The 23,711-nt window shown below is 67.9% G+C and carries 21 protein-coding genes; 3 read left to right on the top strand and 18 right to left on the bottom strand.

Features of this window, described 5'->3' with window-relative positions:
- Nucleotides 1–11: 11 nt before the first annotated feature.
- The 12 genes from ACSFBM_RS03495 to ACSFBM_RS03440 are packed head-to-tail and all read right to left on the bottom strand — an operon-like array spanning nucleotide 12 to nucleotide 14,593.
- Entirely contained in the window at nucleotides 12–1,157 is a 1,146-nt protein-coding gene (locus ACSFBM_RS03495) for an ABC transporter substrate-binding protein (protein WP_435483153.1), read from the bottom strand.
- 38 nt (nucleotides 1,158–1,195) lie between these two features.
- Complete coding sequence (locus tag ACSFBM_RS03490; protein ID WP_435483152.1) at nucleotides 1,196–2,362, bottom strand: ABC transporter substrate-binding protein; 1,167 nt, start codon at nucleotides 2,360–2,362, stop codon at nucleotides 1,196–1,198.
- Nucleotides 2,363–2,414: 52 nt separating this feature from the next.
- Entirely contained in the window at nucleotides 2,415–3,143 is a 729-nt protein-coding gene (locus ACSFBM_RS03485; RefSeq protein WP_435483151.1) for an SDR family oxidoreductase, read from the bottom strand.
- Nucleotides 3,140–3,952, bottom strand: a complete 813-nt coding sequence (locus ACSFBM_RS03480) for a cyclase family protein (protein WP_435483150.1) — start codon at nucleotides 3,950–3,952, stop codon at nucleotides 3,140–3,142. The genes ACSFBM_RS03485 and ACSFBM_RS03480 overlap by 4 nt, the downstream gene beginning before the upstream one ends.
- A 14-nt stretch (nucleotides 3,953–3,966) precedes the next feature.
- Entirely contained in the window at nucleotides 3,967–5,250 is a 1,284-nt protein-coding gene (locus ACSFBM_RS03475) for an SDR family NAD(P)-dependent oxidoreductase (RefSeq protein WP_435483149.1), read from the bottom strand.
- Nucleotides 5,247–6,419 carry a thiolase family protein gene (locus ACSFBM_RS03470; protein ID WP_435483148.1) on the bottom strand — a complete coding sequence of 391 codons (1,173 nt, stop codon included), beginning with the start codon at nucleotides 6,417–6,419 and terminating at the stop codon, nucleotides 5,247–5,249. Before ACSFBM_RS03470 ends, ACSFBM_RS03475 begins: the two co-directional genes overlap by 4 nt.
- Entirely contained in the window at nucleotides 6,416–8,050 is a 1,635-nt protein-coding gene (locus ACSFBM_RS03465; protein ID WP_435483147.1) for an AMP-binding protein, read from the bottom strand. The genes ACSFBM_RS03470 and ACSFBM_RS03465 overlap by 4 nt, the downstream gene beginning before the upstream one ends.
- 8 nt (nucleotides 8,051–8,058) lie before the next feature.
- A complete protein-coding gene (locus ACSFBM_RS03460; protein WP_435483146.1) occupies nucleotides 8,059–8,547 on the bottom strand; it encodes an aromatic-ring-hydroxylating dioxygenase subunit beta in 489 nt (162 codons plus the stop codon).
- Nucleotides 8,547–9,860 carry an aromatic ring-hydroxylating dioxygenase subunit alpha gene (locus ACSFBM_RS03455; RefSeq protein WP_435483145.1) on the bottom strand — a complete coding sequence of 438 codons (1,314 nt, stop codon included), beginning with the start codon at nucleotides 9,858–9,860 and terminating at the stop codon, nucleotides 8,547–8,549. The genes ACSFBM_RS03460 and ACSFBM_RS03455 overlap by 1 nt, the downstream gene beginning before the upstream one ends.
- Before the next feature lie 20 nt (nucleotides 9,861–9,880).
- Nucleotides 9,881–10,873: a PDR/VanB family oxidoreductase gene (locus ACSFBM_RS03450; protein WP_435483144.1), complete on the bottom strand. Its 993-nt coding sequence runs from the start codon at nucleotides 10,871–10,873 to the stop codon at nucleotides 9,881–9,883.
- A gap of 14 nt (nucleotides 10,874–10,887) precedes the next feature.
- Entirely contained in the window at nucleotides 10,888–12,396 is a 1,509-nt protein-coding gene (locus tag ACSFBM_RS03445) for an indolepyruvate oxidoreductase subunit beta family protein (protein ID WP_435483143.1), read from the bottom strand.
- Nucleotides 12,397–12,400: 4 nt separating this feature from the next.
- Nucleotides 12,401–14,593 (bottom strand): thiamine pyrophosphate-dependent enzyme, encoded by a 2,193-nt coding sequence (locus ACSFBM_RS03440; RefSeq protein WP_435483142.1) that lies wholly within the window; start codon nucleotides 14,591–14,593, stop codon nucleotides 12,401–12,403.
- Nucleotides 14,594–14,737: 144 nt separating this feature from the next.
- Between ACSFBM_RS03440 and ACSFBM_RS03435 the strand changes: the two genes are divergently transcribed.
- Nucleotides 14,738–15,211: a MarR family winged helix-turn-helix transcriptional regulator gene (locus ACSFBM_RS03435; RefSeq protein WP_435483141.1), complete on the top strand. Its 474-nt coding sequence runs from the start codon at nucleotides 14,738–14,740 to the stop codon at nucleotides 15,209–15,211.
- A gap of 25 nt (nucleotides 15,212–15,236) precedes the next feature.
- Here the strand turns inward: ACSFBM_RS03435 and ACSFBM_RS03430 are convergent, their stop codons facing one another.
- From ACSFBM_RS03430 to orn, 6 genes are all read right to left on the bottom strand, one after another.
- Nucleotides 15,237–16,121, bottom strand: coding sequence for a quinone oxidoreductase family protein (locus tag ACSFBM_RS03430; protein WP_435483140.1), 885 nt, complete (start codon nucleotides 16,119–16,121; stop codon nucleotides 15,237–15,239).
- On the bottom strand, nucleotides 16,118–16,915 hold the full coding sequence (locus ACSFBM_RS03425; protein WP_435483139.1) for an alpha/beta fold hydrolase: 798 nt from the start codon (nucleotides 16,913–16,915) through the stop codon (nucleotides 16,118–16,120). Before ACSFBM_RS03425 ends, ACSFBM_RS03430 begins: the two co-directional genes overlap by 4 nt.
- Entirely contained in the window at nucleotides 16,912–17,916 is a 1,005-nt protein-coding gene (locus ACSFBM_RS03420) for a 3-hydroxybutyryl-CoA dehydrogenase (protein WP_435483138.1), read from the bottom strand. The genes ACSFBM_RS03425 and ACSFBM_RS03420 overlap by 4 nt, the downstream gene beginning before the upstream one ends.
- Nucleotides 17,906–18,979, bottom strand: a complete 1,074-nt coding sequence (locus tag ACSFBM_RS03415; RefSeq protein ID WP_435483137.1) for an NAD/NADP octopine/nopaline dehydrogenase family protein — start codon at nucleotides 18,977–18,979, stop codon at nucleotides 17,906–17,908. The genes ACSFBM_RS03420 and ACSFBM_RS03415 overlap by 11 nt, the downstream gene beginning before the upstream one ends.
- A gap of 210 nt (nucleotides 18,980–19,189) precedes the next feature.
- Nucleotides 19,190–21,127, bottom strand: coding sequence for a DEAD/DEAH box helicase (locus tag ACSFBM_RS03410; protein ID WP_435483136.1), 1,938 nt, complete (start codon nucleotides 21,125–21,127; stop codon nucleotides 19,190–19,192).
- A 266-nt stretch (nucleotides 21,128–21,393) separates the two neighbouring features.
- Nucleotides 21,394–21,990: an oligoribonuclease gene (gene orn, locus ACSFBM_RS03405; RefSeq protein WP_435483135.1), complete on the bottom strand. Its 597-nt coding sequence runs from the start codon at nucleotides 21,988–21,990 to the stop codon at nucleotides 21,394–21,396.
- 59 nt (nucleotides 21,991–22,049) lie between these two features.
- On the opposite strand from orn, the gene ACSFBM_RS03400 reads away from it, so the two are divergent.
- Nucleotides 22,050–23,312: a M48 family metallopeptidase gene (locus ACSFBM_RS03400; RefSeq protein WP_435483134.1), complete on the top strand. Its 1,263-nt coding sequence runs from the start codon at nucleotides 22,050–22,052 to the stop codon at nucleotides 23,310–23,312.
- A gap of 34 nt (nucleotides 23,313–23,346) precedes the next feature.
- A complete protein-coding gene (locus ACSFBM_RS03395; protein WP_435483133.1) occupies nucleotides 23,347–23,703 on the top strand; it encodes a 4a-hydroxytetrahydrobiopterin dehydratase in 357 nt (118 codons plus the stop codon).
- Nucleotides 23,704–23,711 lie beyond the last annotated feature (8 nt).

Here is a 23,711-nt window from a genome sequence, read left to right as displayed (position 1 = left end):
CTGGACGACGACTAGGGCACCAGCTTCCACTGGCCCTTGGTCATCTGCACGATGACCACGCCGCGCTGGTCGGAGCCGTAGCGATCGTCCGGCTTGAAGGTGTAGACACCGTGCGTGCCCACCAGCTCCTTCGTGCTCACGATCGCGTCGCGAAGCGCCGTGCGGTACTGCGGCGTGCCCGGCTCGCCCTTGGTGCGCGAGGCCGCATCGGCCAGCAGCAGGTAGGCGTCGTAGGTGTACGACGAGAAGGCATCCGTCGGCACTGCGCCGTTGACCTTCTGGTAGGCGTTGCGAAAGCCCATCGACACCTTCTTGATCGGGTTGCTGTCGGGCAGCTGGTCGGCCACCAGCACCGGGCCGCTGGGCACCTGCAGGCCTTCGATGGAGGCACCGCCCACGCGCACGAAGTCGGCGTTGATGAGGCCGTGCGTGCCGTAGATCTTTCCCTTGTAGCCGCGCTCGGCCAGCGCAAGGTACGGCAGCGCGCCGGGCGTGCCCGAGTTGCCGGCGAACACTGCGTCGGGCCGTGTCGCGACGATCTTCAGGACCTGCCCGGCCACCGACGAATCGCTGCGCGCATAGCGCTCGTTGGACACCACCTTGATGCCGGCGGCGTCGGCGCTCTTCACGAGCGAGTCGTAGGCCAGGTCGCCCAGCGCGTCGGAAAAGCCGATGAAGGCCACGGTCTTCACGCCCGACTTCTTCATGCGATCGACCACCCCCGCGACCATGAGCGGAAACGGTTGCGACACCGTGACCGTCCATGCGCCTTCGGGGCCGGCGATGGTCACCGGGGTGGGCGAGATCAGCGGCGTGTTCAGCTCGCGGGCCACCGCGGCGATGGCCATGGCGCCGGGCACGCCCGAGGTGCCGATGAGCACGTCGACCTTGTCCTCGGTCACCAGCTTGCGCGCATTGCGCCCGGCGGTGGTGGGGTCGGAGGCGTCGTCGAGCACGATCAGCTGGACCTTGCGGCCGGCGATCTCGGGGTGCTCCGCAATCGCTGCACGAATGCCCTTCTCGTAGGGAATGCCGAGCGCGGCCACCGGGCCCGACAGCGAGCTGATGAAGCCGATCTTCAGGTCGGCCGCCAGGGCCTGCGAACTTGCCAGCGCAAGCACCGTGGCGCCGAGGATGTGGGTGAGTTTGTTCTTCATCTCAGGTTTCCGTGGTGTTTGTCATGCCGGGCTGGTGCTCAGGGCAACAGCTTCCACTGACCCTTTTCAAGCTTCACGACAACCCGCGAGCGGTCGTCCGAGCCATAGCGGTCCGTCGGCTTGAAGTTGTAGACCGAGTGCGTGCCGACCAGCTCCTTGGTGCTCACGATGGCATCGCGCATGGCCAGGCGGAATTGCGGCGTACCCGGCTCCGTCTTGGTGGCCAGGGCGCGTTGCGCGGCATCGAGGCAGATCAGCCAGGCATCGAAGCTGTAGGCCGAGAAGGTGTCGGTGGGCGCCGCGCCGTTGGCCTTCTGGTAGGCGGCGCGGAAGTCCATCGAGATCTTCTTCATCGGGTTGGTGTCGGGCAGCTGCTCGGCCACCACCACCGGACCCGTGGGCGCCAGCAGGCCTTCGACCGACGGACCGCCCACGCGAATGAAGTCGGGGTTGATCAGCGAATGCATGCCGTAGATCTTTCCCTTGTAGCCGCGCTCGGTCAGCGCCAGGTACGGCAGCGCGCCCGGCGTGCCCGAGGCGCCGGTGATCACCGCGTCGGGCTTCAGCGCCACGATCTTCAGCACCTGGCCGGCCACCGACGAATCGCTGCGCGCGTAGCGCTCGTTCGACACCACCTTGATGCCGGCCGAGGGCGTGGCCTTCATCAGCGCGTCGTACACCAGGTCGCCCCAGGCATCGGAGTAGCCGATGTAGGCCACCGTCTTCACGCCGGCCTGCTTCATCTTCTCGACCATCGCGCCCATCATCAGCGGCGCGGGCTGCGGCAGCGTCACCATCCACGCGCCCTCCTCGCCCGCAAGGTCGGCGTTGGCGATGGAGATCAGCGGCGTCTTCATTTCACGCGCCACCCCGGCAATGGCCAGCGAACCGGGCGCACCGGCGGTGCCGATGATGACGTCGACCTTGTCCTCCTCGATCAGCTTGCGCGCATTGCGCGCGGCCGTGGACGGATCCGATGCATCGTCGAGCTGGATCACCTGCACCTTGCGCCCGCCCACCTCCGACTTGTAGGCCAGCGCGGCCTTCATGCCCTTGTCGTACGGAATGCCGAGCGACGACACCGGTCCCGACATCGACGTGATGAAGCCGACCTTCAGGTCAGCGGCCCACGCGCCCGCGGCGCTCAACGCGCCGAGGCCCGCGGCAATGGCCGCGAGTGTGCGAATTCGGTTCAGGACTTTCATGGCGATGCTCCAGAGTGGTTTGGATGAACGTGAGGAAAGCAAAAAAGAAAAGTCAGAGCGCCAGGCTGCCGACGCTGGTGCCGCCGCAGACATACAGCACCTGCCCGGTGACGAAACTGTTGTCGGCGTCGGCAAAGAAACGCACGGCGCGTGCCACGTCGGCCGATTCGCCCAGGCGCCTGACGGGCACCGAAGCGGCGAGCGCGCGTTCCTTCTCGCTGCCGGCCTCGACCACGTCGTAGAACATGTCCGTGCGAATGGGCCCTGGGGCGACCACGTTCACGGTGATGCCGTCAGCCGCGAGCTCCAGCGCCCAGGTGCGGGCCATGCCGAGCATGCCGGCCTTGGTGGCCGAGTAGCTGGTGCGTGTGGCCAGGCCGAGCGCGGCGCGCGACGATAGCAGCACCACGCGACCGAAACCTTGTGCGCGCATGGCGGGCAATGCGCCTTGCACGAGCTGCACGGCGCAGCCCAGGTGCAGATCGACCAGCATGTCGAGGTCGTCGAGCTTCACGTCGGGCAACAGGGCCGCACGGATCACGCCGGCGTTGTGCACGATGGTGGTCGGCGCAAACCGCGCGACCAGTTCGCGCACGGCTTCGCCGGTGGCGGCGCGGTCGCTCAGGTCGACCTCCATGCTGTGCAGCTTTGGATGATCGATCTCGGCCTTGCGGCGCGCGAGCGAAATCACCTCGTAGCCCTGCGCGAGCAGGTCTTCGCAGATGGCCTTGCCGATGCCGGCGCTGCCGCCGGTGACGGCCGCGACCTTCGGTGCGCTCATGCCGACGCTCCCACCAGGGCCAGCACGCGCAGTGGGCTCCCGCTGCCCTTCTCGATCTTCAACGGCGGGCAGATCAGCACCGCGCCGGCGGGCGGCAGCAGGTCGAGGTTGCTCAGGCACTGCAGCCCGTAGCGCCCCGCGCCGTGCATGTAGTAGTGGCACGGATACGGCGGCCGCAGGTGATAGCCCTGGCCCGCGTCGGTGCCGATGGCCTCCGAGCCGAAGCCCAGCACGTCGCGCTGCTCCACCAGGAAGCGCACAGCCTCGGTGCTCGGCCCCGGCGTGTGCTGGCCGGTCTCGTCGAAGTTCTGGTACGCCTCGGGGTCGCTGCGCTTGGACCAGTCGGTGCGCATCAGCACCCACGCGCCCTTGGGGATGCGGCCGTGCGCAGCCTCGTAGCGCTCGATGTCGGCCACGCTGAGCAGGTAGTCGTCGTTCGACTGCACGTCCGCCGAACAGTCGATCACACACGCCGGTGCCACGAAGTTCTGCACAGGAATGGTGTCCACCGAGTTGTTCGGCAGGTCGCGGCCCGAGATCCAGTGGATCGGTGCGTCGAAGTGCGTGCCCGTGTGCTCGCCGCAGGAAAAGTTGTTCCAGTACCAGCCCGGGCCGCGCTCGTCGTACTTCGACACTTCCTCGATGCGGAAAGGCCAGCATTGGCCCATCTCGGGCGGCAGCGCGATCTGCGGGAACTCGGGCGTGAGCGTCTGCGTGAGGTCGATCACGCGGATGCGGCCGGTGGCCATCGCGCCCACGAGGCCGCCGAGGATTTCTGCCGCGGACATCAGATCGGTGGTTGTCGTCATCGTGTGTTCCTGTCTCAGCCGCCTGCGGCCAGCTCGCGTTCGAGCACCTTGGGGTTGTCGCGCCAGCGCTCCAGCCATTCCTGCGCCACGTCGCCCGGGTAGATGTCCTCCACGCCGTCACGCAGCGCCTTCACGATGGCATTGGCCAGCGCGGCGGGTGCGAGCTTGGGCGGCGGCGTGTGCTGGTTCCATTCGTCGTCGATGGGCCCCGGGAACACGTTGATCACGCGGATGCCGGCCGGCCGCATCTCCGCACGCAGGCATTGCGCGAGCGAATGCGCTGCCGCCTTCGAGGCGCTGAAGGTGCCGTGCGGCGGAAAGTTGCTGAGCGCGTAGATCGACAGCAGGTTGACCCAGGCCGTCGCACCCGTCGTGCCGTCGGCCGAGCGGCCCTTGAGCGCGGGGCCGAATTCCTGCGCCAGGCGCAGCAGGCCGAAGTAGTTGATGTCCATCTCGGCCTTGGCCACGTCGGTGCCACGGCGCGCGCCGATGCCGAAGGTGCGGTGCACCTCGGCGTTGTTGATCACGATGTCGACCTTGCCGCCGATGGAGCCCGCAAGCTCCGTCACCTGGCGGCCATTGGTCAGGTCCAGCGGCACCAGCGTGACCTGCGGCAGCGCGGAGATGTCGTCCAGCCCGTCGCCCATCTTCTTCCAGGGCTCGGCATGGCCGACCCAGACGATGTCTGCGCCAGCCTTCACCAGCGCGCGCACGATGGCTTGGCCGGTCTCGGTCTTGCCGTCGGTCACCAGCGCCTTGCGGAACTTGGGGTCGCTGGTCATCTCGCGCAGCATCTTGTCGTCGGCCATGTGGGGACTCCCTTCATTCGGAAAACCAATGAGAACGGCCTGGCCGGAGCGGTCGAGCCGGGCGCCGACACGGACGCGCGGAAGCGCGTCCCCGTCTGAATGCCCGCAGGTGGGCGCATCGCCCACCTCGCCGTGCAGGTGGACCATGAGCGTGGGGCCTGCATCGAGGTGCACCAGCCCCAGCCGCCAGGGCAGCCGCTCGCGAAAGAACAGGTCGTTGCTGTGGTGCAGCGTGGTGCTGCCGAGCAGTTCGCCCTCGCCGCTCTGCGCACGCCAGCGCAGGGCGGCCGACAGGCACTTGTGGCAGACCTCGCGCGGCGGGTACTGCACCGTGCCGCAGTCCTCGCAGGTCTGCAGTTCGAAGCGGCCCTCGGCGGCAGCCGCCGTGAGGCCGAGCGCCACGCGGCCGCGCGCGCCGGGCGGCAGGTTCATCTGCCGGGTGCGCAGCACCGGGTTCTTGCGCGGGGGGCGCATCAGGGGCATGGTCATGCGGCTCTCCCGAGGATGACGGCGCCTGTGCACAGGCAGCGGTCGTAGGTCACCATGCCGAAGCCGGCGACCAGGCCCAGTTGGGCATCGGGCACCGAACGCGGCCCAGCTTCATCTGTCAATTGGCGGATCGCCTCGACCATGCCGAGGAAGCCTCCGGCCGCGCCCGCTTGGCCAGCGGACAGCTGCCCGCCGCTGGTGTTGTTCGGAAAGCTGCCGTCGAAGGTCATGGTGTGCGACTGCACGAAGGCCGGGCCCTCGCCCTTCTCGCAGAAGCCCAGGTCCTCGAACTGCATCATTGCGATGACGGGGTAGTCGTCGTAGGTCTGCACGAAGTCCAGCGCGGTAGGGGGCACACCAGCCTGCGCGTACAGGTCGTCGCGGTCCTTGCGCCAGCCGCCCTGCACCATCACCGGGTCTTCGGCATAGGCGTTGTGGCGTTCGATGGCGCCGCGGATCACCACGTGCGCCAGGCCCAGGTCGCGTGCGCGCTCCTCGCTCATCACCAGGAAGGCCTCGGCACCGGCGCAGGGCATCACGCAGTCGAACAGGTGGATCGGGTCGGAGATGGGGCGCGCCGCCATGTACTCGTCGAGGGTCAGCGCCTTCTTGAACATCGCGTTCGGGTTGCCGAGCGCGTTGGTGCGCTGGTCCACGCAGATGCGGCCGAAGTCTTCGCGCCGCGCGCCGTAGATCCGCATGTAGTTGGCGGTGATGAACGCGAAGATCGAGTTCGGCCCGCCCGAGCCGTAGGGGTAGCTCGCGTCACGCGCAAAGTTGCTGAAGCTGCCCAGCGTCTGGCGGAAGGAGTCGACATGGTTGGTGTCCGCGCCCACGCAGGCCACGATGTCGGCATCGCCCGCCTGCACGGCGCGCGCGGCGCGGCGCAGGCACATCACGCCCGACGCACCGCCTGTGGGCACGTGGTCGAGCCAGCGCGGCGACAGGCCCAGGTGCTGCGTGACGCCCACGGCCGTGTCGGGCGCGAGCGAGAAGCTGCTGAGGCACAGGCCGTCGATCTGTTCCTTCGGCACGCCGCTGGCTTCGACCAGCGCCTGCACGGCCTGCCCGATGAACCAGTGCGCGGTGCGCGTGGAATAGCGCACGTAGGGCACGGTGACGGGCACCGCGACCGCGACGCCTTCGTAGGAGAGCCGGCGTGCCGTCATGCGTGCCCTGCCTGTCTTTTCTTCATGGCGCGCGTGTCGATGCAGTGGCCCTGCCCCGGCAGCGACTGCGCCATTTCGCGCAGCTGGCCGCGCTGGATCTTCTGCGACGGCGTGAGCGGCAGCGCGTCCACGAAGGCCACATAGCCGGGCGCCTTGTAGTAGGCCAACTGGTCCAGCGCATGTTGAACGATGCTGGCCGCGGTTTGCGCGGGCTGCGAGGCGTCCGCGTCTTCGCGCATCACGATGCAGGCCAGCACCTCGTCGCCGCGCACCGCATCGGGCGTGGCGGCCACGGCCGAGGTCTTCACGGCCGGGTGCTGGTTGAGCACGCTCTCGACCTCGACGGCCGAGATGTTCTCGCCGCTGCGGCGGATCACGTTCTTCTTGCGGTCGACGAAGAAGAAGTTACCCTCGGCATCGCGGCGCACCAGGTCGCCGGTGTGGAACCAGCCGTCGGCCCAGGCTTCGCGCGTGGCCTCCTCGTCCTTCAGGTAGCCGGAGAAGAAGTAGCGCTTCGGGTCGTTGCCGGCCGAGCGCACCAGCAGTTCGCCCGGTGCATCGACGCCGACTTCGCCGCCGTCCTCGCCCACGAGGCGGATCTCGACGAAGTCTTCCTGCCGCCCGAAGCAGCTGGTGCCCACCAGGCGCGGCTCGCGGTTGGCCATGATGCAGGCGGCTGCGCCGGTCTCGGTCATGGCCCAGGCTTCGACCAGCGGGAAGCCGAAGCGCGCTTCGAAAGGTGCGTGGTTCTTGCGGTCCACGCCGGCGCCGAAGCCCCAGCGAATCGCATGGTCGCGGTCGGCCGCCGACGCGGGCGCCGACAGCAGCATGGCCGGCATCACGCCCAGGTAATGCACGATGGTGGCGCCGCTCTCCTTGGCGCTGGCCAGCCAAGTCTTCGGATGGAAGCGGTCGAGTTGCACCAGGCAGCCGCCCGCCACCAGCACCACCATGGTGGAAAACGCCATCGCGTTCATGTGGTTGAGCGGCAGCGGCGTGATGACACGCTCGGCGTCGGGGCGAATGCCGCACACGCCGTCCAGCGCGGCATACCACTCGCCGGCACGCAGGAAGTAGGCGTTGGCGAGGATGCAGCCCTTGGGCCGGCCCGTGGTGCCCGAGGTGTAGAGCAGGCCGCACTCAGTATCGGCGCCCACGGGCTCATGGGCACGCGGTGCGGGTGTCTTCGCGCTCGGCACCGCATCGTCGGGGCCCATCGTCTCGAAGGCCACGCCCGCCAGCGCCGCCGCGGCGCGCAGGTCGGCCGCGCGGCCCGGCAGCGTCACGGCCAGGCCGATTTCGCTGTGCCCGATCAGGTAGACCAGTTCGGCCGAGCGCATGTCGGCGTTGATGGGCACCACGCTCGCGCCCAGTGCGTTCAGCGCGAGCCAGTGGAAGATGAAGGCGGGCCTGTTCTCCAGCAGCAGGCCGACGCGGTGGCCGTGGCCGTAGCCGGCCTGGGCATAGGCCGCGCGCAGGCGCTCGACCTCTGCCGCCGCCTCGCCCCAGCGGATCGCGCCGGGCGCGATGCCATAGGCGGCTGCGGTCACCGATTCGGTGAACAGGAACTCGGCCTGCGGCGTGCGCCTGGCAGTCGCTGTGAAGACCTGGTGGACGGTGTCGTGTGCCATCTCGTCCTTCAGATGAAAAGCTGCACGGCCGGCAGGGCCGCGTCGCAGTTGAGCAGGTTCACGCGCTTGAGCGTCATGCGCAGCGCGCCATCGTGCACGGTGAGGTGGTGATAGAAGGTGCCCACGTAGAACTGCAGCTCGTCGCCCTGCGACTCGGTGTAGTGGAACTCGGTGCGCACCACGAAACGGTTGGCCTCGGTGTCGAACTGTTCGACCACCGGCACTTGCAGCAGGTGGTGGCAGCGGCTGGGCGGCTGCTGCGAGAAGGCGCGCGGGCTCTTGAGGCGCTCGATGCGCAGGTCGCGCAGCAGCTTGTCCTCGTAGAGGTGCGAGGTGTGGTTCAGGCCGTCCTCCTGGTCGGGCACCAGCGGAATCCAGTAGAAGGCGTCGTCGGTGAAGAGCGCGTTCCAGTCTTCGTAGCGGCGCGTGTCGAGCAGGTGCGCTTCGTTCACGACGAAGTCGATCAGGTCCTGGCGGGTGACGTCGGTGCCGGCCATTACATGGTCTCCGTCATGCGCTGGACCCAGCTGCGATATTGGTTGCGCATCGGCAGCTCGTTGGTGCCGCCCGTGGTGATCTCGCCGCCCTTCAGCTCCGAAGGGTGGTAGTCGCGGTGCAGGCTCACCCACTCGTTGCCGCTCGCGTGCAGCCCGGCCTGCATGCCGCGGTAGGCCTGCAGGTCGTCGTGCCCCACCACCGAGAATGGCGAATTGATGAGCCGGTTGTACATGGTGGTGCGCTGCAGCAGCTCGAGCGGCGCGCCCTTGAGGCGGAAGGTCCAGCTCTCGATCAGCGTCTTGTCGGCCGAGATCGGCTTCACCACGCGAATGGCCTGGATCGCGCCCTTGATCGTGAGGTTCGGGTAGTACACCGTGTTGTGCCGCGCCATGCCGAGGATCTGCGCCGTCTTCTCTTCGCCGTAGCGCGCCTTCATGGCCTCGTCGTACGCGGGAATCGCCTTGTACTTGCTGTGGATGCTGAAGTGCACGCCCGTGAAGCTGTGGCCGTTGTCGTAGGTGCGGATGCCCATGTCCTCGAAGAACTTGTAGTCCGACATGAAGGGCGCGAACTGTTCCACCGCCATGGGCTTGGGCGCGTCTTCGGGCTTGTCGGCCCACATCCGCTTGGCGGTGCCGGCCGAGGACTCGTGCGCCACCATCGGGTGCATGGTGTCGTTGAGGTTCTCCACGAACATCTTCCAGTTGCACTGGTGCATGAAGCGCAGGCAGCCGCCCGCGATTTCGAGTTCGCCTTCGGGCGAGCGGTCGGCCATGTTGTCGATAGAGCTCAGCGAGTCGCCGAAGTAGTCGTCGAAGCCGGGGCCCGCGTCGTTGATCTTCACGAAGATGAAGCCGCGGTGGCTGCGCACGTGCTTCAGCGTGGTGAGGCCCTTGCCCGACTCGCATTCGTGCAGCTGCGTGTGCTCGTAGCCGGTCTTCAGCGGAATCGCCAGCGGCGCGCCGTCGGTCTTGAAGGTCCAGGCGTGGTACGGGCAGCGAAAGAACTTGCCGGTGTTGCCGCAGGGCCCGTTCACCAGCCGCGAGCCCTTGTGGGCGCAGCGGTTCATCATGGCGCGCACGCTGCCGTCCGTATGGCGCACGATGATGAGCGGGCGGCCCGCGATCTCGTTGCTGATCCAGTCGCCCGCCTTGGTCAGCTGGCTCTCGTGGCCCACGTAGTTCCAGGTGTTGGCGAAGAAGTGTTCCTGCTCCAGCTCGAACAGCTCCTGGCTGGTGTACAGGTCGCGGTGCACGCGGTCGTGCTGCACCAGGGCGCGCACGGCATCGGGGTTGTCTCGGTACGAAGTCATGGGTGGAGTCGCTCCTTGCTTCAGAGGTCGAGCACCAGCCGCTCGCCCTTGGCGCGCGAGATGCAGATCTGCATGACGGTGCCCTCGGCCTTCTCGCGGGCGGTGAGCACGTAGTCGCGGTGGTCGATCTCGCCTTCGATCACGGGCACGGCGCACACACCGCATTCGCCGCGCTTGCAGTCGAACATGGGGTCGCAGCCGTTCTCGATGAGGCAGTCGAGGATGCTCTGGTCGGCCGCCACGGTGAAGCGCTGGCCCGACTGGGCGAGCTCGACCTCGAAGGGCTGGTCGCCTGCTTCGGCGACCGGCTCGGTGAACAGCTCGAAGTGCACGCGGCCATGGTCCCAACCGCGTGCCTGCGTGCGGGCGAGCACGGCGTCGAGCATGACCTTGGGGCCGCACACGTAGAGGCGGTCGCCGGCCGGCACGCCGTCGAGCAGCGCATCGATGTCCAGCGGCGCACCGGCTTCGTCGTCGGCATGCACGCGCAGGTCGTCGCCCAGCAGCGCCTGCAGTTCCGGCAGGAAGGCCATCAGCTCGCGGCTGCGGCCGGCGTAGTGCATGCGCACGGGGGCCTCTTCGGCGCGGCGGCGCGCGGCCATGGTGGCGAGCGGCGTCACGCCGATGCCGCCGGCCACCAGCACCGTGCCGCCCGGGCCGGTGTGCAGGGGAAAGTCGTTCTTCGGTGCTTCGACGGCGAGCATGTCGCCTTCTTTCAGCCGCTCGTGCATGAAGCGCGAGCCGCCGCGGCCTTCGGCTTCCTTGCGCACGGCGATCACGTACTCCGTCGGCGCGTTGGTGGCATTGCGTGCGGTGGCGAAGTTGATCAACGAGTAGTGGCGCCAGTCGGCCTTGCCGTCGGGCAGCGACACCTGCACGCGGATGTGGGAGCCAGCCGCGAAACCCGGCAACGGGCGGCCGTCTTCAGCGCGCAGGCGCAGCATGCGGATCAGCGGGTTGAGTTCGCGCACTTCGGTAACGCGAAGCTGGAGCGTGGCGGTGGGAGCGGTCATCGTGCGTTGTCTCTTCAGGCCAGTGCGTGCTGCGCCAATGCAGCCTGCAATTTGTGGCCGTGTTCGTCGGCCAGCGCCGCATCGCGCAGCTCGCGCAGCGTGGCCGGTGCCAGCCCCGCGCCGGCGCGCTCGAAGGCGCGCATCACGGTGTCGTAGTTGCGAATGCCGCGCTCGTGCGTGTCGCTGTAGCCCTTGACCAGGCGCTGGCACTGGGCCAGCTCCACGGCAAGCTCAGGGTTGCGCCGCGCGGTGGCGGCGATGCGCTGCAGCCATTCCTCGATGCGGCGGTTTTCCTCGGCGTAGCGCATGGTGGACAGGCGCCAGCGCTTGCAGGCCGCCACGGCGCGCAGCATCAGGTAGCCGCGCAGCGAGCTGGTCTGGATCACGCGGCCATGCTGCGTGAAGCGCTCGACGAGCTTCTTGGGCAGCGTGGAACCCATGAGCCAGCGGCCGATGCCGCCGGGCAGCGTCTCGCAGATCTCCTGCAGGCGCGGGTGCATGTATTCGTTGATGGCGAGCACCTGCCCGGGCTGCACGCGCGCCTCGCCGCGCACGCGCTCGAAGCGGGTCGCCCGGGTCTTCAGGGCTGCGACGCGGGCCGTGTCTTCGTAGGACATCCACAGCGCCAGGTGGCGCGCAGTCTCGCGCAGCAGGCGGTGGTCGGCCTGGGCCGGCAGCGCCGCGATAGCAGCCGAGCGGTCGAGGTACAGGCCGGCGTAGGCCACGTCCTGGTAGTCGATGAGGCGGCGCACGCCTTCGAGCAGAAAGTCTTGCGCCTGCGCCGGAAAGTCGCGCTGCACGCGCTCCACCAGCGCGCGCACGGCAGGGTGGCGCGGTTGCGGCGTGGGCGTGGCGAGCGGGGCTTCCACCGCCGGCTCGCCATCGTCGCCGCCCTGCGCGCGAGTGAACGCCGCACCGAAGGCCTTGAGGCTGGGCTTGACGCCCACGCCGCCGCGCTCGACGGTAGCCTCGAACTGCGCGCGGCTGAACGGCAGCACGCCCGAGCCCGCGAGCGCACCGAAGAGCACGGCGCTGATCACGCTGCCCGAGGCCTCGGCGGCCTTCTCCATGTCGAAGCGGATGAAGCGCTTGGCGGCCTTGGCCGTGTGCGCAAGCAGCTGGGTGCTGTCGACGCGGCCATCGCCCAGCGCGCTCTTCTCCGCAATGGAGAAGACGCGGTGCGTCGATGCGATCAGCGTGGTGCGGTCGTGGGTGACGAGCCCGCGCTGAACCGCGCGGCCCGCTTCCATGAGCTCCGATGCAAGCACCACGTCGACATCGCCCGGCAGGGGCATCAGCGCCAGCACGGGCCTGTCGCCGTCCGCTTCGGCTTGCGCCGTCGGGTACAGCTCGACGTAGTAGATGGTCGCGCCGGTGCGCTGCGCCACGCCCGGCACCGAGGTGGTCTGGGCAACGTAGCCGTTGGCCTCGCCCATGTCGACGATCCAGTCGGCGAGCACGCCGCCGCCTTCCCCGCCCATGGCGAGGATCGCGATCTTGATGGGTTGGGCCTTGGTCGTCATCGCTTCAGAAGGCATAGGTTTCGCGGCGGCGCGCGTCGCCGCGCTGCAGCCAGCCGATGACGGCGGCGCGCACGCGTTCGCGCAGCACGTCCCAGCGGTTGGGGTTGCTCACGATCTGCGCCTTGTAGAACGAAGGGCACAGCACCGCGGCATGGGACACCTCGCCGCACACACCGCAGCCTACGCAGCTGTCGAGCACGGTGGCCACCGGGTCGGTGCGCAGCGGATCGGGGTTGGGCTTGATCGACAGCGACGGGCATCCCGACAGGCGGATGCACGAGTGGTCGCCGGTGCAGGTGTCCGAATCGACGCCGAACTTCTCGCGCACCATGCGCTTGCCGTCCGCGATGGCCTTGCGCACCAGCGGCTTCTCGCGGCGCTGCTTGTTGAGCATGCACTCCGACTGGGCGATGAGCACCTTGGGGCCCCGGGTCTTGGTGGTGAGTGCGTCTTTCAGCGCGTCGCGCATGCCGGCCACGTCGTAGGTGCGGCGCAGCGTCTTCACCCACTCCACGCCCACGCCGCGCACGGCGCGCTCGATGGCGTGGCCGGTGCTGCGCGTCTTGTTGAGGGCATGCGACGACAAAATGTCCTGACCGCCGGTGGCCGAGGTGTAGTTGTTGTCGACGACGATGGTGAGGTTGTCGCTCTTGTTGAAGACCGCGTTCGCCACCCCGCTGGTGAGGCCGTTGTGCCAGAAACCGCCGTCGCCCATCATCGAGATCGCACGCTTGCCGGCCGGTGCATTGAGCGCCGACGCGCCCGCGCCGCCCAGGCCGTAGCCCATGGTGGTGTTGCCGATGTTGAAGGGCGGCAGGATGGAAAACAGGTGGCAGCCGATGTCGGCGCTCACGTGGTGCGCGCCGAGTTCGCGCTCGACCAGCTTCATTGCGCTGAAGATCGGGCGCTCGGGGCAGCCGGTGCAAAAACCGGGCGGGCGGGCATGCACGACTTCGCCGAGCGCGGTGGAAGGCACGGCCGGCTCCGGCGCGGCATCGACGCCGATGGCGGCCACCTCCTTGAGCGGAATCACCTTGCGCACCGGCACCGGCACGGGCAGCGGTGCCAGGCGGTCGTAACGCTCGCAGAAGGTGCGCGCGCCCTTGAGCAGTTCGGACGACGTGTACTCGCCGGCCACGGGCAGCATGTCCTTGCCGTGCAGCGCGGTGGTCGAACCGGCCTGGCGCAGGATGGTCGCGAGGTTCTGCTCCACGAAGTTGGGCTGTCCCTCTTCCACGATCATCACCGCGCGCTTGCCTTCGCAGAAGCGGATGACTTCGCTTTCGATGACGGGGTACGCCACGTTCATCACATAGAGCGGCACCTTGGTGTTGCCGTACACGTCGGCGAGGTCGAGCCGCTCCAATGCGCGCAGCAGCGTGTTGTAGCTGCCACCCTGCACGATGATGCCGATGTCGTCGGCGTCCTCGGAGAAGAACTCGTTGAGCTTGCGCTCCTCGATGAAGCGCACGGCGGCAGGCCAGCGGTCCTTGATCTTCTCCTGTTCATGCACGAAGCTCGCGGGCGGCAGCACGATGCGGCTCACGTCGCGCTGCGGGTTCTCCATCGCCTCTTGCAGCGTGAACTTGGCGCGCTTGTTGTCGCCGGCGATGAAGTGGCCGTGCACGTGGCAGGCGCGGATGCGCAGCTGCAGCATCACGGGCGTGTTGCTGGCCTCCGAAAGGTCGAAGCCCTGCTTCACCGCATCGACGATGCTCGGCAGGTTGGGACGCGGGTCGAGCAGCCAGATCTGCGACTTCATGGCGAACGCATGGCTGCGCTCCTGCATGATCGACGAGCCCTCGCCGTAGTCCTCGCCCACGATGATGAGCGCGCCGCCGGTCACGCCGCCGGAGGCCAGGTTGGCCAGCGCGTCGGACGCCACGTTGGTGCCCACGGTGGCCTTGAAGGTGACGGCGCCGCGCAGCGGGTAGTTGACGGAGGCGGCGAGCGTGGCGGCGGCGGTGGCCTCGCTGGCGCTGTTCTCGAAGCGGATGCCCTGCTCCGCGAGGATGTCCTGCGCATCGGCCAGCACGTCCATCAGGTGCGAGATGGGCGCGCCCTGGTAGCCGGCCACATAAGACACTCCGGACTCCAGCAAGGCCTTGGTGACGGCCAGAATGCCCTCGCCACGAAACACATCACCACCGGAAAGCCGCAGCTTCTTGACTTCTTCGACGAACGAACGCTCAGCCATTTGGGTCCTTGTTGTCTATCGTGGGACGATGCGCTTCAGCTGCCACATCATGCTTTCTATAATGTTGACAAATGAATGTATCCACAATCATGAATTACCCTAGACATGCAAACAGCGTGCCCGCCTCATGCACCGGGTGCGTTCATGGCTGAGCCGGCGGCACCGCATCGCTTCGTCGATGACTACCTGCCCGCGCTGCTGGCGCAGGCCAGCCAGCTGATTTCCTCGGAGTTCCACGAGGTGGCGCGGCAGCAGGGCTTCTCCATTTCGGAGTGGCGCGTGATGGCCTCGCTCGCGGGCAGCGACGCCGTCAGCATCGGCCAGCTCGCGCAGGTGACGGTGACCAAGCAGCCCACGGTCACGCGGCTGCTGGACCGCATGGAAGCGCGCGGACAGGTCGAGCGCCTGCCCCATGAAAGTGATCGCCGCATCACGCTGGTGCGCATCACGCGCAAGGGCCTCAAAGCGGTGGAACACCTGATGGAACTCGCACGCGAGCATGAGCGGCGCGTGCTCGAACCCTTCGGCCTGCGGCGCGCCGAAGAGCTCAAGCAGACCCTGCGGCAGATGATCGACCTGCACGTGCATGTGCCGGTGGGGGAGCCGGAGGAAGACTGACCCTGCGTCCCCGTGGCCCGCTCGCTCAGAGGCGAGGCACGAGGACTGCGCGGCCGCGGTGGCCGCGCTGCGCGATCCAGTCGAGCGCGCGGGCCGCATCGGCGAGCGCGAAGGGTTGCACGGCCAGGTGCAGTCGCCCGTCGGCCAGCCTTGCCAGCAGCTCGGGCGCGGCGGCACGGCCGGCTGCTTCACGCCGAAACATGTTGAGCGGCAGCAGCGCCACATCGCGTTGCAAAAAGTGTGAGATGTCGAGTTGCAGCGTCGGCCCGGCGGTGTAGCCGACCAGCACCGCACGCCCGCCAGCGCGCACGGCGGGCAACACCTTCGCGAGCACATCGCCGCCCACGGTGTCGATCAGCAGGTCGGCGCTGGCAGCGGCGGGCGGCTCGGCGTTCGGATCGACGGCCGTCGCCGTGCAGCCGGCGTCGCGTGCGAGCTGCATCACGAGCGAGCCGACGGCACCGCTCGCACCGGTCACCAGCACCTGCTCACCGGCCTGCAGCTTCGCGACCTCGTGCAGCGCAACCCACGCCGACGTGCAGGGCGAAAAGAATGCGGCGCCCAACTGCATCGGCACGTCGTCAGGCAGCACGCCGAGCGCTTCATCGGGCGCGTCAATCAGCTCGCTCCAGGTGCCGTCGAACAGCGTGCCCAGTCCGCTGCCGCGCAGCCACACGCGCTGGCCGCTGGCGTACTGCCCGCTCGCGATGACGACGCCCGCAGCCTCCACACCCGGCGTATAGGGCAGCGGCGGATAGCGCAGGAAGCTGCCGCGCCACACGGTGCGGTCGATGTGCCCGACCGTCGCGGCCTCCATGCGCACCAGGGTGCGGCCAGGCCGCGCCACCGGATCGGCAACGTCTTCCAGCACGGGCACGGCGTCGAAGCCGTGGATGCGCACGGCCTTCATGGCAAGGTCTCCAGAAAGTCGAGCACGGTGCGCGCGAAGGCCTCGGGCATCTGGTCGGGCAAGGGCACCATGCCACCCTCGATGTCGACCATGCGCGCATGCGGCAGGTGGTGCCGAAGCTCCTGCGCATGCGGCGCGGCGAACGGGTCTTCGGTGGCGCGCACGATGAGCGCGGGCTGCGTGACATGGCCGATGCGGTCTTCCATGCGGTACGACGCGACGGCACGATGCCCATCTTCCACGCGCTCGACCTTCAACGCGTCGCGCACGAAGGCTTCGAGCAGGTCGGGCCGGCCCGGCGGATAGAAGCCCTGGCGCTTCTGCCACAGCGCGGCGAAATGCGAGCCGTCTTCGCTGGGCGCAACTTCGTCGATGGGCGGGCGCTGTGCCCGCGCGCGGCGAAAGGCTTCGTCGGTGTACGGCGTCGAAGACAGCACGAGGCTGCGCACGCGATCGGGGAAAGCCGCTGAAAGCTCGACGGCCACGACACCGCCTGTGTGATGCCCCACGACATCCACCTGCGAGATGTTCAGCACGTCGAGCAGCTCGCAGGCCACGCGCGCCCATTGCGCGATGCTCGCGGGCACGCCGCCATCCGCGGAGTCGCCGAAGCCGGCGGTGTCCATCGCGATGGCGCGGCGCCGCGCACCGATCAGCGGCAGCACCGCACGGTACTCGGCCCAGCTGCGCGGCGACTGATGCAGCAGCAGCACCGCCGGCGCCTGCGGATCGCCGCACGCCGCGTAGTGCACCTGCCCCACCGACAGGTCGGCGAAAGCGCGGCGAATGTTCATGACAGCGTCTCGTCGGTGGGTGCGCGCCACAGGCCCGCATGCTGCAATTCACCGAGCGTGCGCGAGAGCACGTCGCGCCGGTAGGCGGCGATGTCGCGGCCGGCGTAGTCGTAGAAGCCGCTGCCGCTCTTCAGGCCGAGCCGCCCTTCCTCGACCATGCGTGCGACGATGGCCGGCGCGGTGTAGCGGCCCTTGTCGAGCGACACCGACATCTCGCGGCTGGCGTGGTGCAGGATGTCGCAGCCGCCGAAGTCGATGAACTCGACCACGCCGAGCGCGGCGAAGCGAAGGCCCAGCCCGTAGCGCGTGGCCTTGTCGATTTCCTCGGCGGTGGCGGCGCCCTCCTCGATCATTCGCGCGGCCTCGTTCATCACCAGCGCCTGCAAGCGCGGCACGATGTAGCCGGGCGAGGCGCCACAAACCACGGGGAGCTTGCCGATGGCCTCCATCAGCGCCTTGGTGCGCGCGAGCACGGCGGGGTCGGTGCCGGGGTGGCAGCTCAGTTCGACCACGGGAATCACGTAGGCCGGGTTGAGCCAGTGCATGTTGAGGAAGCGCTCCGGCAGCCGCACCAACGCGGCCAGCTGCGTCACGAGGATGCTGCTGGTGGTGGAGGTGAGAATGGCATCGTCGCGGCAGTGGCGGTTGATGTGCTCGAACGCCTCGCGCTTGGCTTCGATGGTCTCGGGCACGCCTTCGAACACGAGATCGGCCGCGGCGAGCGCTTGCGGCGCCGCGGCTGCGTCGACGAAATCCACGCGCGCGGCAATGCGTTCGACCTGCGACGCATCGATCACGCCGAGCTGCGCCAGGCCCAACAGGCTGGCCTCGATTTCGGCCTTCGCCTCGTCGCGCAGGCGTTGCCACGCATCGCCGCTGCGCTGGCGCAGATCGATCAGCGAGATGCGGTGCCCCGCATACGCGAACGCGATGGCGATGCCGCGCCCCATGCGGCCCGCGCCGACCGCGGCGAAACGGGGCAGCGCGGCGTCATTCGCCATCGTGCAGCCTCTGGCGCAGTTGCGACGCGCTCAGGTCGGCGAGGCCCAGGCTTTCGAAGGTGCGCGGCCCGCGTCGCAGGTCGCGGCCGAGAAAGCCGCCGACGATGGCCAGCAGGCCGTGCGCGATGGGCGCGTCGACGCCGGCATGGCGCGCAGCCGATGCGAGAAACGCCAGGCCGAGCTCGGTGTCTTCCGTGATGTAGCGGTGCGTGTGCAGGTCGATGTTCTCGCGCCAGTCGCCCGACTTCACGAGCTGCTTGTGCGCGTCGCCGTACATCCACCGGTCGTTATCGTAGTGGTCGGCCAGCGGATAGTGCGGCGCGCCCTGCCCGAAGGCTTCCCGCACCGCAATGCGCTCCTGGTCGAGGCGGTCGGTCACGTCGCGCACGGCGCGCTGGGTGCCTTCGTTGTGGATGTCCCAGCGCTCGAAGTGCTGCAGCGGCGCGGCGTTCATCACCATCAGCGGCGGGTGGATGACGGGGCCGGCGTTCATGAGCGCGCCCGACAGTGCGTCGCCGCAGCCGTGCACAGCCGGGTAGGCCTGGCGAATCACCTCGATGGCCTGCGCCTCCCTGCGCGCCGGATAGACGCCCGTGGGCAGCCGGATCGCGCGGATGGTGACGTTCACCTCGCGCTCGCCGTGCTTGCGCGCCAGGTAGGGCAAGGTGCCGGTCTCGGCCCAGGCGACGTCGGCGCGGCTGCCGGCCTCCTTGACGGTCTTCGCCATCACGTAGCTGCCGAAGGTGCCCGGCGGCAGGAACACGACCTGGCCGTCGACCAGGTGCGGCGCCATGGCGAGCGCGATGTCGTGCTGGGCAATGGCGGGCGTGGGAATGACGATGAGCTCGGCGCCTTTCAGGGCTGCGCCGATGTCGGCGGTGGCCAGCGCGATGGGCACCTCGCGCACACCGTCGGCATCTTTCAGCGTGATGGCGCCAGCGTGCACGAGCGGCGCGAGCGCCGCGGCATCGCGACGCCACAGGCGCACTTCGTGGCCGGTTTCAGACAGGTCAGCGGCGGCCGCGTAGGCGCCATGACCACCCCCAAGAATCGCAATTTTCATGTCGAAAGTCGAAAAGCAGGTGTCGATGAACCGGTGGCCGCAGGACGGACCCGGGGAAGCAATGCGCTATTACATTACTTTTCATCGATTCAGGTGTCAATCAAAATTCGACTGCGCCGGCCTGCTCGGAAACCCGAAATGAAAAAGCCCGCGTTCGTGAGAAGCGCGGGCTTTGGGGGGCGAAGCGGCTGTCAGGCCGTTCGCAGGGGATCAGCGCGTGGGCTTGAAGCTGCGCTTTTGCGCGTCACGGGGCACGAACACCTTGCCCGGGCCGCCATGGCCTGCGCCATTGCCGCGGGGAGCGAAGCCCTCGCGGGGTGCGAAGCCTTCACGCGGTGCGAAGCCTTCGCGGGGAGCGAAGTCGCCACGGCCGCCATGGTTGCTGCCACCGCGCGGGGCGCTGTCGCCCCAGCCCGGCTTGCGACCGAAGCCGCCGCCGTTGTTGCCGCCTTCGTCACGGCCGCCGCCGAAACCGGCGTTATGGCCGCCACCACCCTGGCCGCCGAAGCCGCCACCACGGGGTGCCGGAGGACGCGAACTACGGTCGTTGAAACCGCTGGCGCCTGCATAGTTGCCGCCGCCATTGCCGCCGCCGAAGCCGCCGCCATTGCCACGCGGAGCGCCACCGAACTTGCGATCGCGCGACTGGTTGTCGCCACGGCCACCGCGGTACTCGCCCATCGGCGGACGCGATTGCGGCATGCGTTGCTGCGGCTCCATGCCGGCAACCACTTCAGCCTTGAACTGCTGGCGGCTGTACTGCTCGATGTCCATGATCTTGCGGCGATCGCGGAACTCGGCGAAGGTGATGGCCAGGCCGTCGCGGCCTGCACGGCCGGTGCGGCCGATGCGGTGGGTGTAGTCCTCGGCCTTCATCGGCAGGCCGAAGTTGAAGACGTGGGTGATGGTCGGCACGTCGATGCCGCGGGCGGCAACGTCGGTGGCCACCAGGATCTGGACCTGGCCTTGGCGCAGCGCCATCAGGCGGCGGTTGCGCAGGCCCTGGCTCAGGGCACCGTGCAGTGCCACGGCGCTGAAGCCGTCTTGCTGCAGGTCGGCGGCGAGGCCGTCGCACTCGACCTGCGTGCTCGCGAACACGATGGCCTGGTTGATGGTGGTGTCACGCAGCCAGTGGTCGAGCAGCTTGCGCTTGTGCTGGCTGTTGTCGGCCCAGTACAGCGACTGCTTGATGTTGGCGTGCTTTTCCTGCGGGCTGTCGATGGTGATGCGTTGCGGCTCGCGCATGACGCGCTGGGCCAGCTGCTGGATGCGCGGCGCGAAGGTGGCGCTGAACATCATGGTCTGCTGGCGCTCGATGGTGAGCTGGTTGACTTCGGCCAGGTCGTCGGAGAAGCCGAGGTCGAGCATGCGGTCGGCTTCGTCGACCACCAGGAACTTGACCTGGTCGAGCTTGAGCTGCGACGAGCGTTGCAGGTCGAGCAGACGGCCGGGCGTGGCAACCACGAGGTCGGCGTTTTGCAGCTTGGCGATCTGCAACTGGTAAGGCATGCCGCCCACCACGTTGGCAATGCGCAGGCCGCGGCAATGCTTGACAAGTTCGATGGCGTCGTGCGCGACTTGCTGCGCGAGTTCGCGCGTCGGGCACAGGATCAGGGCGCCGGGAGTGGCAGCCTTGAAATGACGGGTGTTGGTCGGGTCCTTGCGCTTGGGCTTCTTCGGCGCGGCTTCGCCGCGGGCGGCAGCTTCGGCGGCCAGGCGCTGGAACTCGGCCTTGGCTTCGGCTTCGGCTTCGGCCTGGCGCTTGAGCAGCGTGTGCAGCACGGGCAGCAGGAAGGCTGCGGTCTTGCCCGAACCGGTCTGGCTGGAGACCATCAGGTCGACGAAACGGGCCTTGCCGTCCTGGCCGGCTTCACCGCCCATGGCGAGCGGGATCACCTTGTCTTGCACGGTCGTGGGCTGGGTGAAGCCCAGGTCGGCCACGGCGGCGATCAGTTCAGGGGCGAGGCCCAGGCGGACAAAGCCGTTGGGCAGAGCGGGTTCTTCCACTGCGGCCACTTCGGGAGCGGCTGCGTCGAGCGCCTCGAGAATGGGGGTCTCGGACATGGTGTCCACCGGAGCGGTGAATTCGTTATGGGTAGAGGATTGCACAGGCGCGAATTCGCCCTGCGCTTCAAAAGCGTCGGTCATGAATATCAATCTCAAACGCGAGCGCTGCCGTAGGCGGCGCCCCGTTGGTGGTTAAAAACATCAACCATCCAACGACATTCAACTTCGGGCTGACGCCTGAGGCTGTGGCCCTTTTTGATCAGCGAATGCGATCGGGCGCGGTGTGCAAGATAGGGAGATGCAAGAGTCGCTGGCCGGGCTTGAAATACCTGCCTGATCAGCGAAGCCTGCGATTATGGCACGAACTCGGGGTTTTACCTAATCCTTTGTCCGCTGACTTTGTTTATTCAGTCGGTCAGCTTCAGGAACGTCTCGCGGTAGTGCGCCAGTTCCTCGATGGACTCGTGCACGTCGGCCAGCGCGGTATGCGCCTGCTGCTTCTTGAAGCTGCTGTAGGCGGCAGGCTTCCAGCGCTTGGCCAGCTCCTTGAGGGTGCTGACGTCGAGGTTGCGGTAGTGGAAGTACGCCTCCAGCTTGGGCATGTACTTGACCAGGAAGCGCCGGTCCTGCCCGATGGTGTTGCCGCACATGGGCGAGCCGCTGCGCGGGATGTACTTGGCGATGAATTCCAGCAACTGCTGCTCGGCGGCGGCTTCGTCCAGCGTGGAGGCCTTCACCTTGTCGATCAGGCCGCTGCGGCCATGGGTGCCCTTGTTCCAGGCGTCCATGGCGTCGAGCACGGCGTCGCTCTGGTGAATGACCAGCACGGGACCGTCGATGCGAGGCGTGAGGTCGGGACCGGTCACGACCACGGCAATTTCGAGCAGGAACTCTTTGTCGGGGTCCAGGCCGCTCATTTCGCAGTCCAGCCAGACCAGGTTCTGGTCGCTCTTCTTCAGGGTGGGCACGGCGGCCGGGGGTGTCGGGGCTATGGATTCGGGCATCGCGGGATTGTCGTCGAAGGCCTGCGGCCCCAGATACCGGGGACTAAACTCGCCGCTCCATGTCCTATTCGCTCATCTTCACCATTGCCTTTGCGGTTGCGCTGGTTGCGGGGCTGCTCGTGAAGTTCTGGCTGGCCTCGCGGCAGGTGCGCCACGTGGCGCAGCACCGCGGCACGGTCCCGCCCGCCTTCGCGCAGACCATCACCCTCGCCGCCCATCAGAAGGCGGCCGACTACACCATCGCCAAGGCGCGCTTCGGCCTCATCGAAATGGCCTGGAGCGCAGCACTGCTGCTGGGCTGGACGCTGCTCGGCGGGCTCGACGTGCTCAACAAGCTGCTGCTCCTGTGGATCGGCGGCGGCATGGTGCAGCAACTGGTGCTGCTGGGCGCCTTCGCCTTGATCGGCGGGCTGCTGGAACTGCCCTTCACGCTCTGGCAGACCTTCCGGCTCGAGGAGCGCTTCGGCTTCAACAAGATGACCTGGAAGCTCTGGCTGGCCGACACGCTCAAGTCGACCTTGCTCGGCGCCGTGATCGGCCTGCCGATCGCCGCGCTGATCCTCTGGCTCATGGGCGCCGCCGGCCAGTTGTGGTGGCTGTGGGCCTGGGGTGCGTGGATGGGCTTCAACCTGTTGCTCATGCTGATCTACCCGACCTTCATCGCCCCGCTGTTCAACAAATTCAAGCCGCTGGACGATCCCACGCTGAAGGCGCGCGTCACGGCACTCATGAAGCGCTGCGGCTTCGCGGCCAAGGGCCTGTTCGTGATGGACGGCAGCACGCGCAGCGCGCACGCCAATGCCTATTTCACCGGCTTCGGTGCCAGCAAGCGCGTGGTGTTCTACGACACGCTGCTGCGGCAGCTGAACGCCAGCGAGGTCGAAGCAGTGCTCGCCCACGAACTCGGCCACTTCAAGCACCGCCACATCGTCAAGCGGCTCGTTGCCATGTTCGCGCTGAGCCTGGCGGGCTTCGCGTTGCTGGGCTGGGTGTCGACGCAGGTGTGGTTCTATGCCGGACTGGGCGTGCAACCCAACCTCGCCGCACCCAACAGCGCGTTGGCGCTGCTGCTGTTCATGCTGGCGGTGCCGGTGTTCGGCTTCTTCATTGCACCGCTGCCCGCCCGCCTGTCGCGCAAGCACGAGTTCGAAGCCGATGCCTACGCCGTGGCGCAGACCAGCGGCGCCGACCTGTCGGCCGCCCTGCTCAAGCTCTACCAGGACAACGCCTCGACGCTCACGCCGGACCCGCTGTTCGTGAGCTTCTACTACTCCCATCCGCCCGCTTCCGAGCGCCTTGCGCGCATGACGGCCCCGGCGTGATGCATCCACTTTTCATTTCTTCGCGAAACCCCTCATGAGCAGCATGTTCAAGCCCAAAGACTGGAAGAACCTTCCCGCACGCAAAGCGCTGAGCGCCACCGAAATCGTGGCCGCCCTGGCGCGCCTCGACGGCTGGAAGCTCACCGGCGACGGCGCCGACGTCGCCATCGAAAAGACTTTCACCTTCGCCAACTACTTCGAGACCATCGCCTTCGTGAATGCGCTGGCCTTCGTGGCGCACACGCAGGACCATCACCCCGACCTGTCGGTGCACTACAACCGCTGCGTGGTGCGCTTCAACACGCACGACGTGGGCGGCCTCTCGGTCACCGACTTCGACTGCGCGCGCCAGGCCGACGCGCTGGTCGCAAGCCCCGGTCCCGCCGCATGACGGACCGC

Source organism: Variovorax pasteuri (assembly GCF_051216435.1).
Taxonomy (GTDB): Bacteria; Pseudomonadota; Gammaproteobacteria; order Burkholderiales; family Burkholderiaceae_C; genus Variovorax.
The sequence above is the reverse complement of the archived record's forward strand: the minus strand, read 5'-3'. Positions and strand labels throughout refer to the sequence as shown.

Excerpts from the sequence above, each read along its gene's own strand:
- ACSFBM_RS03465 (WP_435483147.1), bottom strand. The coding sequence starts at position 8,050 with ATGGCACACGACACCGTCCACCAGGTCTTCACAGCGACTGCCAGGCGC.
- ACSFBM_RS03460 (WP_435483146.1), bottom strand. The coding sequence starts at position 8,547 with ATGGCCGGCACCGACGTCACCCGCCAGGACCTGATCGACTTCGTCGTG.
- ACSFBM_RS03435 (WP_435483141.1), top strand. The coding sequence starts at position 14,738 with ATGGCTGAGCCGGCGGCACCGCATCGCTTCGTCGATGACTACCTGCCC.
- ACSFBM_RS03425 (WP_435483139.1), bottom strand. The coding sequence starts at position 16,915 with ATGAACATTCGCCGCGCTTTCGCCGACCTGTCGGTGGGGCAGGTGCAC.
- ACSFBM_RS03495 (WP_435483153.1), bottom strand. The coding sequence starts at position 1,157 with ATGAAGAACAAACTCACCCACATCCTCGGCGCCACGGTGCTTGCGCTG.
- ACSFBM_RS03480 (WP_435483150.1), bottom strand. The coding sequence starts at position 3,952 with ATGACGACAACCACCGATCTGATGTCCGCGGCAGAAATCCTCGGCGGC.
- ACSFBM_RS03445 (WP_435483143.1), bottom strand. The coding sequence starts at position 12,396 with ATGACGACCAAGGCCCAACCCATCAAGATCGCGATCCTCGCCATGGGC.
- ACSFBM_RS03430 (WP_435483140.1), bottom strand. The coding sequence starts at position 16,121 with ATGAAGGCCGTGCGCATCCACGGCTTCGACGCCGTGCCCGTGCTGGAA.
- ACSFBM_RS03410 (WP_435483136.1), bottom strand. The coding sequence starts at position 21,127 with ATGACCGACGCTTTTGAAGCGCAGGGCGAATTCGCGCCTGTGCAATCC.
- ACSFBM_RS03455 (WP_435483145.1), bottom strand. The coding sequence starts at position 9,860 with ATGACTTCGTACCGAGACAACCCCGATGCCGTGCGCGCCCTGGTGCAG.
- ACSFBM_RS03475 (WP_435483149.1), bottom strand. The coding sequence starts at position 5,250 with ATGACCATGCCCCTGATGCGCCCCCCGCGCAAGAACCCGGTGCTGCGC.
- ACSFBM_RS03485 (WP_435483151.1), bottom strand. The coding sequence starts at position 3,143 with ATGAGCGCACCGAAGGTCGCGGCCGTCACCGGCGGCAGCGCCGGCATC.
- ACSFBM_RS03470 (WP_435483148.1), bottom strand. The coding sequence starts at position 6,419 with ATGACGGCACGCCGGCTCTCCTACGAAGGCGTCGCGGTCGCGGTGCCC.
- ACSFBM_RS03440 (WP_435483142.1), bottom strand. The coding sequence starts at position 14,593 with ATGGCTGAGCGTTCGTTCGTCGAAGAAGTCAAGAAGCTGCGGCTTTCC.
- ACSFBM_RS03420 (WP_435483138.1), bottom strand. The coding sequence starts at position 17,916 with ATGGCGAATGACGCCGCGCTGCCCCGTTTCGCCGCGGTCGGCGCGGGC.
- ACSFBM_RS03450 (WP_435483144.1), bottom strand. The coding sequence starts at position 10,873 with ATGACCGCTCCCACCGCCACGCTCCAGCTTCGCGTTACCGAAGTGCGC.
- ACSFBM_RS03415 (WP_435483137.1), bottom strand. The coding sequence starts at position 18,979 with ATGAAAATTGCGATTCTTGGGGGTGGTCATGGCGCCTACGCGGCCGCC.
- ACSFBM_RS03400 (WP_435483134.1), top strand. The coding sequence starts at position 22,050 with ATGTCCTATTCGCTCATCTTCACCATTGCCTTTGCGGTTGCGCTGGTT.
- ACSFBM_RS03395 (WP_435483133.1), top strand. The coding sequence starts at position 23,347 with ATGAGCAGCATGTTCAAGCCCAAAGACTGGAAGAACCTTCCCGCACGC.
- ACSFBM_RS03490 (WP_435483152.1), bottom strand. The coding sequence starts at position 2,362 with ATGAAAGTCCTGAACCGAATTCGCACACTCGCGGCCATTGCCGCGGGC.
- orn (WP_435483135.1), bottom strand. The coding sequence starts at position 21,990 with ATGCCCGAATCCATAGCCCCGACACCCCCGGCCGCCGTGCCCACCCTG.